Consider the following 7,110-nt stretch of genomic DNA (forward strand, 5'->3'; position numbering starts at 1 on the left):
GAGGAGAAGGTGTTCGACGTGGATCTCGAAGCGGTCGCCGCGATCAGCCGGCTCAAATATGCGTACCTGCGTTCCCTGGACACCAAGTGCTGGGACGAGTTCGCCGACACGCTCCTTCCCGACGCGACCGCGAACTACGGTGAGCATCTCGCGTTCGAGTCGAGGGACGCGCTCGTCAACTTCATGAGGTCGAATCTGGGGCCGCAGACCATCACCGAGCACCACTGCGGCCATCCCGAGATCGACGTGGAGGGCGATACCGCGACCGGACGGTGGTACCTGTCCGACACCGTGATCATCCCGGATCACAACACGATGCTGCGTGGCGCCGCGTTCTACTCGGACCGCTACGTGCGGTGTTCCGACGGAAGGTGGCGCATCGCGCACACCGGATACGAGCGCACCTACGAGGCGGTGATGTCGCTCGCCGACGTCCCGAGTTTCCGTCTCACATCGAACCGCTGGGCGGCGAACTGATGGGGACTCTGGACGGCAAGGTAGCTCTCATCACGGGAGCCGGGCAGGGCGTGGGCGCGGGTATGGCGTTCGCGCTGGCGAAAGAGGGCGCGCGGATCGCCGTCGTGGGACGAACCGAAACGAAACTGACCGACACCTGCGCCGCCATCGAGGGTTTCGGCGGCGTCGCCGAGCCGATCGTCTGCGACGTCAGCAAACGCGATCAGCTCGAGCCGATGGTCGATCGGGTGGTCGAGACGTTCGGTGGGATCGACATCCTGATCAACAACGCCAACGCCAGCGCGCTGGGGCCTCTCCTGGAGGTGACCCCGAAACTCCTCGATCGCGCCATGGCAGTCGGGCCGGTGGCGACACTGATGCTCATGCAGTTGTGCCATCCCCATCTGAAAGCACGCGGCGGTGGTTCGATCATCAACCTCGTGAGTTCCTCCGCGGTTCGGTGGGACACCAGCGGCTACGGCCTCTACGCGGCCACCAAGGAAGCGATGCGCTCGCTGACCCGGACCGCGGCGAGCGAATGGGGGGTGGACGGCATCCGCGTCAACGCAGTCGCCCCGCACGCCCTCTCTCCCGGTTTGAAGTGGTGGACCGAGAACAACCCCGAGGAAGCCGCGGAGTTCGTGAAATCTATTCCCCTCGGCCGAATCGGCGACTGCGAGCAGGACATCGGCCGGGCCGTGGTTTTCCTGGTCGGCCCGGACGCCGGTTACCTGACCGGCGCCACCATCCCACTCGACGGCGGTCAGGCCCGCTGGAGCTGACCCGCCATCCGGCCCGAGAGGAGCGCCATGCCGCAGCGGCTACGAGCGGCTGTCGCGGCCATTGCTCTGGTCGTCGTTGCAGCATGCCAATCGAATCAGGAACCTGCCGAGATGCCGTCGACGACCGTCGCCGCATCGCCTGCCACCGATTCGGCACCGGTCGAGATCGCGCGCGGACTCGACGTGCCGTGGGGCATTTCGCTGCTGCCGGACGGGTCGGCATTGATCGCCGAACGGGACAGGGGCACGATTCGACATCTACTTCCCGGCGGTGAGTTAGCCGACGTCGGCGAGGTTCCCGGTGTTTCCGCCCGGGGCGAGTCGGGACTGCTCGGTCTGGCTGCGTCGCCCACCTACACGTCGGATCGGACGGTGTACGCCTACCTCACCACCGAGGACGACAACCGGGTGGTGGCGATGCGATTCGACGGCCGCACCCTGAGCGAACCACGTCCGATCCTGACCGGCATTCCGGCCGGTTCGATTCACGACGGCGGCCGGATCGCATTCGGGCCCGACGCCATGCTGTACGTCGCCACCGGCGAAACCGGTGACCGGCCTCTCGCACAGGACCCGTCGTCGCTCGGCGGCAAGATCCTGCGGATCGAACCAGACGGGTCCGTTCCACCGGACAATCCGCTGCCCGGCTCACCCGTGTGGTCACTCGGACACCGCAATGTGCAGGGCCTCGCGTGGGACGACGCCGGCAGATTGTGGGCCACCGAGTTCGGCGCGAACACCTGGGACGAGGTGAACCTGATCGTGCCCGGCGGCAACTACGGGTGGCCCGAGGTGGAGGGGCGGGACGGAGTGGAGGGGTTCACCGATCCCGTCGTCCAGTGGAGTACCGACGAGGCGTCTCCGTCCGGACTGGCATTCCAAGACGGATCTCTCTGGGTGGCGGCGCTGCGCGGCGAACGCCTGTGGCGGATACCGGTGAACGACGACGGTTCGCTCGGCGCACCGCAGCCGCTGTTCGTCGGGAGTTACGGACGACTGCGTACCGTCGTCGCGACGCCGCAGGGCACCGTGTGGTTCGGCACCAGCAACCGGGACGGGCGGGGGACACCCTCGGCCGCCGACGATCGCATTCTCGAGTTCGCGCCCGGATGATCAGCTCCAGGGCACGATCGGGGGTTTGACCCACATGATCTTCTCGTCCGGGTGCGCGGGTTTCGCTGCAGGGTGATCGGGGTGCCGCTGCGCCCACGCGAATTTCTGTTCGAGCAGTTCGACCACAGTGGTCCAGGTTTCCATGGTGCTCGGCGGGTTCGTGCCGGCGGCCCGCGCCAGTTTGCGCAGGGTGCCGTCGGGCAGGTCGAGAAGTTCCGGGCCGCTGATCCCGCGGTCCCAGATGTACCGCGCGAGCCCCATCGCCTTCTCCCGGCGTCTGCGTGCGGCCCCTTCGGTGTGCGCGAAGTCGACGTCCTGAGGTTCCACCGTCTCTCCTCCCTCATACGCGGATACCTACGGTAGGCGACCCCGTCCGAGGACGGGTGAGCAACCGGAACACCTGGTGAAGTCGGTATCGTGGGAGATCGATTCTCGCAGCAGACGCGGGCACGGGTGCGAGCGGTAGGAAAGACAGGCAATGGGCAGACAACGCGGCGGCCGGCCTGTCCGCACATTCGAGGGCGGACCCGTGGCGGGTGTGTACACCATCGACACCGGGACATGTGAACTCGCGGAAGACAAAGTCAACACCCGAGGCTGGGTGCTCCGGATCAACGGTGTCGAGAGTTCGCACATCGACCTGTCGGACCCCGAGTACCTCGATTTCGAATACATGCGCTGGATCGCAGAACTGGCCGGTTCGCACTGGGAACGCCGCGATCGGCTGCGGGCGCTCCACCTCGGTGGCGGCGCCTGTTCCCTGGCCCGGTACTTCGCGGCCGTCTACCCCGATGCCCGGCAGGTGGTGGTGGAACTCGACGGCACACTCGCCGAACTCGTCCGCAAGTGGTTCGATCTGCCGCGCGCCCCGTTACTGCGTCTGCGGGTGGGGGAAGCGAGAGCCGTCACCGAGACTCTCACCGAATCGAGTCGGGACCTGATCATCCGCGACGTCTTCGCCGGCAGCATCACGCCGCAGACCCTGACGTCCGCCGAGTTCACGGGGCATGTCCGCCGGGTGCTGGCGCCGGGCGGCATCTACGCGGTCAACTGCGGCGACACCCGCGATCTGGTCATGGCGCGGCGGGAAGCGGCGACCATCGGCAGCGTGTTTCCGCACACCGCGATCATCGCGGACCCGGCCATGCTCAAGGGCCGCCGCTACGGCAACCTCGTGATCGCCGGCAGTGATGTGCCCATCGCCCACGACCCCGCGCTGGTACACCGACTGCTCGGTGGCGGTGTGCCGGCGCACGTCTGGGACGACACACAGGTGCGGCGATTCGCCGGTTCCGCCCGCGTGCTGCGCGATGCGGAACTCGACCGGTAGACGCGTCAGACCGTGACGGGCTCGTCGGGTCGGCGGGCGATGCGCGGAGGACGGACCAGCATCAACAGTCCGATCGCACCGACCCACACGAGTCCACCCAGTGCGGCGATCAGCGGAATCCAGGTGTGCAGCAGTGCCAGCACTCCGAGGACCGCACCCAGCGCCGTCCAGCGAGGCAGAACGTCGGTCCGCCACACCACGATCGAGGTGGCCAGGATCATCACCGCCGTGCCCACCTGGCAATAGTGGTACAGCCACGTCGAGAGCGTCAGGAGCATCGGCGCGACCTGGTCGTCGAAGGGCAGCTCGGCGTACCTCGTGAGGGTGGCGGGGTACACGACCTCGGCCGCGAACCCCGCTGCCGACAGTGCCGCCAGGAGGATTCCGCCGGCGAGTGCCGTGGCGGCGAGGCCGGTCCGGTCGTTGTCGGCGCGGCGGAGGAGACCGGTGAGCGTACCGAGGAAGAAGAGGAAGAACAGCAGGTGCAGGAGTGGGACCACCCCGTTTGCGGTGACGAACCCCGAGTAGGAGTCGAAGTAGTTCTCCGCCTCGGCCATGGTGGCCGGATCGTCGGGGGTACCCACGACATATGCCGGGATCATGACCAGCGCCGAGACCAGCCCCGACAATCCACCGATCCTGATCGCTGTTCTGTCCATGTTCCCGCCTTCCACACCGGGTAGAGGTTTCCGTCGAGGTTAACGAGCCGAAGCGGACCCGCGTGGGGGAACCGGAATGGCTGTGGCAGGTCGACGTCGCCGGTGGGAATATGGGGGCATGCGCAGGCGACGGTGGCCGGCGGCCCCGCCGCCCACTACGGAAGGATTGCCGGTAACCGGGGCAGCCGTGTTGGTGTCACGCCGGGATGTGAATCTCCGGGTCACCGAAATCGTGGCGTATCCGACGGGCATGGAGGTACGTCTGGATCTGACGGTGCGAGGCAGGTCCGCACACCGCGCCCGCCACGAGACTCGACCCCTCGACGACCCTGACGACCCGTCGGCGCGCTGGTCGTATCTTGCGGTGAGCGTGCGCGTCGACGACCTCGAGGGCGAGGCCGACCCGCGCCATCCCCCCGCGCCGTCGAAGGCCGCGAGGAGTGACGCGTCGGTGTACCACACCCAGCCGCTTTATTGGATCGGCGCCTATCCGCGGTCGGGATCGATCACGATCACCGCGGGATGGACGCAGATCGGGCTGAAGCCCATGACGACGACGATCCGGGTGGGACCGAATCCCTCGGTGCCGGCCGAGCGATAGGGTCGGATCAGGGCCGAGGAACCGCGCTCAGCGACTCTGCTCGGCGATCTTGGCTGCGATCACACCGTTGAGGCGTTGCAAGCCGCTCGGGGTGATGCCGTGGATCTGGGCCTCGATGCTGCGTACCACTGCGCTGTCGTCGAGGACCTTCTCGCTCGACTGGATCAGTACCGTTCCGGCGCCGGTGAAGTCGAACTGACGTTCCTCACCGGAGTTGACACCCATCATGTGCGCACCGGCCGCGAGGAAATTGTTGATCCAGCCCTGGTCGTAATGATGACTGGGAGACGGGCAGTCGGCCCACCCGACCAGCGCCTCGGGATCGATCCGCAGCGGCGGTTCGGCGAACATCACCGGACCGTTCGACGACGCGAGGAACTTGCCCGTCCCGATGAGCGTGAGGAACCCGGGAACGATCGACTGGTTGAGAGACAGACCCGGTTCGAAGGCAAGCAGATTGGACGCCCGGATTGTCAGGTTACCGGCGTCGAGATCGTACGAATTGATGTCGTAGCCGCGGTCGCCGATGATCAGCTTGCCGAAGCCTTCGGCCACCGCATAATCGCCCATGTACAGCGGCGCCGAGAACTGATCGGCCACCAGGTGCAATAACTGGCCGTGCAGTCCGTGGGTGAGTGCCTGGAACTGCATCTGCCCGTAGTACGCGATCATCGCCCCTTTCCGGATGAACCACGGGGACGCCAGGTCGATGCAATACGCGTAGTTGTTTCCGGGAAGGTTGTCGCTGGAAGACAACGCGGCGGGATTCAGCACGGTGCTCACAGTTTCTCCTCGGAAGCTTGGACGTAGACGATGCCCTGTCCGGTGCACCGCAACTGCATGGCCTCCCCGACGCCGCGGCCCACGGCTTCGCGCCACCCGAGCGCCGACTTCAGTTCCACCTGGATGTTCCCATGGGTTCCGACGAAGGCGTCCGGATCGACGAACACCGGATTCGGCCCGCCCACAGGGAGTTCGATGAATCCGCCGTGCGCCAGCAGGACCGCCGACCCGTACCCCGACAGCTGGGTGGTGAACAGTCCTGTGCCGGCAAGTGCACCGGCCGCGGCGCCGCGCAGCGCCCCGAGCATTCCTCTACCACCACCACCGCCGCCCTGGCTCATGACGGAAACCACCGAACCCTGCAGTCCCGCACTGTGTGCGAGCAACCGGGACGCCTCGACGCTCAGGGTGCCACCCTGGGACATGTCGACGACATGCACCTCGAGACCGGCATGGCCGTAGTGCACTTCGCCCCGGCCCTGCGCCAGCATCGTGCGCTGGTATTCGCCCTGCATCATCCGGCCCGCCATCCGGGTGAACCCGCCCATGCCTGCCATCGACTGGCTCCCCGGAACCTCGTGCGGCGAGAACTGAACCTGCCCGGTGTAGAACAGCATTGCACCGGCACGGGCCACCACACCGCCGGCGGTGCCGATGTCGACCTTGACGACCTTCGAATTGACCTTCGAGAAGACCATGAGACTCACCGCTCTGCCGGTTGAATGGACACGACGCCGTGGCCGTCCCACTTCAGTGAGAAGGCCTCACCACTGCCCTGGCCCACCGCGGTACGCCACGACACGTCGGTGACGAACGACTGGGTCAATTGGCCTCTCGCCGAGACGAAGGCATCGGGGTCCACCACGAGCGGGTACTGGGGTGACACTTCGAGATGGATGAGCGGGCCGCCTGCCGACAGCAGGGCAACCTGCCCCTGGCCGGAGACCGTGGTGGTGAACAGTCCCTGACCGCCGACACCGCCGCGCAGTCCGGTGAAGGTGACGTTGGTGGACAAATTTCCGCTGAGCGCGAGGAGCTGCTGCGATTCCACCTGAAGGGTCTCGTTCCGGAGATCGACGACGGTGGCGTACTGCCCGCTCGCGGCGAAGTACACGACGCCGTGCCCGGAACACTCCATCAGCGACAGCGCTTCGCCTGTGGCGCGCCGCTTCAAGCCGGCGACCAGACCGTCGCCACCACCGAAGCCGGCGGATGTGAAGCTGATGTTTCCTTCGTAGGCGATCATCGACCCCTGGATCGCGCGGACGCTGGTTCCGGCGAGCCGGGCTTCGATCACCTTCTTCGACTTGTCCAGCAGTTGTGCCATGGATCCCCCTTCCGTGTGCCAAGAGACTGTGAGCCAAGAGGCGAGCGGCAGTGTTCGTG

10 protein-coding genes are annotated in these 7,110 nt (G+C 66.5%); 5 read left to right on the forward strand and 5 right to left on the reverse strand.

Annotated elements, in window-relative coordinates:
* Positions 1-18 precede the first annotated feature (18 nt).
* From WAW17_RS30045 to WAW17_RS30055, 3 genes are read left to right on the forward strand one after another with little or no spacing between them, the layout of a single operon-like run.
* The gene (locus tag WAW17_RS30045) at positions 19-477 is read left to right on the forward strand and encodes a nuclear transport factor 2 family protein (RefSeq protein ID WP_422336507.1); all 459 of its coding nucleotides are present in this window, start codon (positions 19-21) and stop codon (positions 475-477) included.
* Positions 477-1,238: an SDR family NAD(P)-dependent oxidoreductase gene (locus tag WAW17_RS30050; protein WP_422336499.1), complete on the forward strand. Its 762-nt coding sequence runs from the start codon at positions 477-479 to the stop codon at positions 1,236-1,238. Before WAW17_RS30045 ends, WAW17_RS30050 begins: the two co-directional genes overlap by 1 nt.
* Before the next feature lie 27 nt (positions 1,239-1,265).
* Positions 1,266-2,351 carry a PQQ-dependent sugar dehydrogenase gene (locus WAW17_RS30055; protein WP_422336500.1) on the forward strand — a complete coding sequence of 362 codons (1,086 nt, stop codon included), beginning with the start codon at positions 1,266-1,268 and terminating at the stop codon, positions 2,349-2,351.
* Here the strand turns inward: WAW17_RS30055 and WAW17_RS30060 are convergent, their stop codons facing one another.
* Positions 2,352-2,678 carry a hypothetical protein gene (locus WAW17_RS30060; protein ID WP_422336501.1) on the reverse strand — a complete coding sequence of 109 codons (327 nt, stop codon included), beginning with the start codon at positions 2,676-2,678 and terminating at the stop codon, positions 2,352-2,354.
* Positions 2,679-2,829: 151 nt separating this feature from the next.
* On the opposite strand from WAW17_RS30060, the gene WAW17_RS30065 reads away from it, so the two are divergent.
* Positions 2,830-3,681: a spermidine synthase gene (locus WAW17_RS30065; RefSeq protein ID WP_422336502.1), complete on the forward strand. Its 852-nt coding sequence runs from the start codon at positions 2,830-2,832 to the stop codon at positions 3,679-3,681.
* A 5-nt stretch (positions 3,682-3,686) separates the two neighbouring features.
* Here the strand turns inward: WAW17_RS30065 and WAW17_RS30070 are convergent, their stop codons facing one another.
* A complete protein-coding gene (locus WAW17_RS30070) occupies positions 3,687-4,340 on the reverse strand; it encodes a hypothetical protein (RefSeq protein WP_422336503.1) in 654 nt (217 codons plus the stop codon).
* A 118-nt stretch (positions 4,341-4,458) separates the two neighbouring features.
* On the opposite strand from WAW17_RS30070, the gene WAW17_RS30075 reads away from it, so the two are divergent.
* Positions 4,459-4,941 (forward strand): hypothetical protein, encoded by a 483-nt coding sequence (locus WAW17_RS30075; protein ID WP_422336508.1) that lies wholly within the window; start codon positions 4,459-4,461, stop codon positions 4,939-4,941.
* A 27-nt stretch (positions 4,942-4,968) separates the two neighbouring features.
* Here WAW17_RS30075 and WAW17_RS30080 read toward each other — a convergent pair whose 3' ends face one another.
* Genes WAW17_RS30080 through WAW17_RS30090 form a run of 3 tightly spaced genes read right to left on the reverse strand, consistent with a single transcriptional unit; the run spans position 4,969 to position 7,051 of the window.
* The gene (locus WAW17_RS30080; protein ID WP_422336504.1) at positions 4,969-5,724 is read right to left on the reverse strand and encodes an AIM24 family protein; all 756 of its coding nucleotides are present in this window, start codon (positions 5,722-5,724) and stop codon (positions 4,969-4,971) included.
* Positions 5,721-6,422, reverse strand: a complete 702-nt coding sequence (locus tag WAW17_RS30085; protein ID WP_422336505.1) for an AIM24 family protein — start codon at positions 6,420-6,422, stop codon at positions 5,721-5,723. Before WAW17_RS30085 ends, WAW17_RS30080 begins: the two co-directional genes overlap by 4 nt.
* 5 nt (positions 6,423-6,427) lie before the next feature.
* Positions 6,428-7,051, reverse strand: a complete 624-nt coding sequence (locus WAW17_RS30090; RefSeq protein ID WP_422336506.1) for an AIM24 family protein — start codon at positions 7,049-7,051, stop codon at positions 6,428-6,430.
* Between the last annotated feature and the right edge of the window lie 59 nt (positions 7,052-7,110).

The sequence above is a fragment of the Rhodococcus sp. (in: high G+C Gram-positive bacteria) genome (assembly GCF_049286785.1).
In the GTDB taxonomy this organism is placed as follows: Bacteria; Actinomycetota; Actinomycetes; order Mycobacteriales; family Mycobacteriaceae; genus Rhodococcus_F.